Annotated in this window: 1 protein-coding gene; it reads left to right on the top strand. The window is 51.4% G+C overall.

Annotated elements, in window-relative coordinates; genetic code table 11:
• Positions 1-73: 73 nt before the first annotated feature.
• A partial coding sequence (locus tag Xets_RS12730) for an integrase arm-type DNA-binding domain-containing protein (protein ID WP_187651791.1) occupies positions 74-463 on the top strand: 390 nt, incomplete at its 3' end.

The following is a 463-nucleotide window of genomic DNA, read 5'->3' as shown; positions in this document are numbered from 1 at the left end:
CTGTTGCAATCAAGATGCAGCGAAGGGCATAATTCGGGGCACTTACCGTTCGATTCAAGGAATGCCCTTAATAATGAAACTAAACGCCCGGCAAATCGACACTGCAAAGCCCAAAGAAAAAACCTACAAACTCGCCGGTGGCGGCGGTCTCTATTTAGAAGTCTCGTCACGCGGCTCGAAATACTGGCGGATGAAGTATTACCGCCCCACCGATAAGAAAGAAGATCGTCTGGCGTTCGGCGTTTATCCGGCAGTATCATTAGCCGATGCCCGTGCTAAACGGGATGAAGCCAAAAAGCTGATGGCACAGGGCATCGATCCCAAAGCCAAAAAGAAAGGCACCCCCTCACCCGCCAAAGTGAACTCGTTTGAAGAAGTCGCCCGTGCATGGCACGCCAGTAACAAACGCTGGAGTGACAGACATAGCCAAACAGTGCTGCGCAGCCTTGAGCAGTCTATTTTC

This window comes from Xenorhabdus sp. TS4, from assembly GCF_014467265.1.
Lineage (GTDB): Bacteria > Pseudomonadota > Gammaproteobacteria > Enterobacterales > Enterobacteriaceae > Xenorhabdus > Xenorhabdus ehlersii.
The sequence above is the reverse complement of the archived record's forward strand: the minus strand, read 5'-3'. Positions and strand labels throughout refer to the sequence as shown.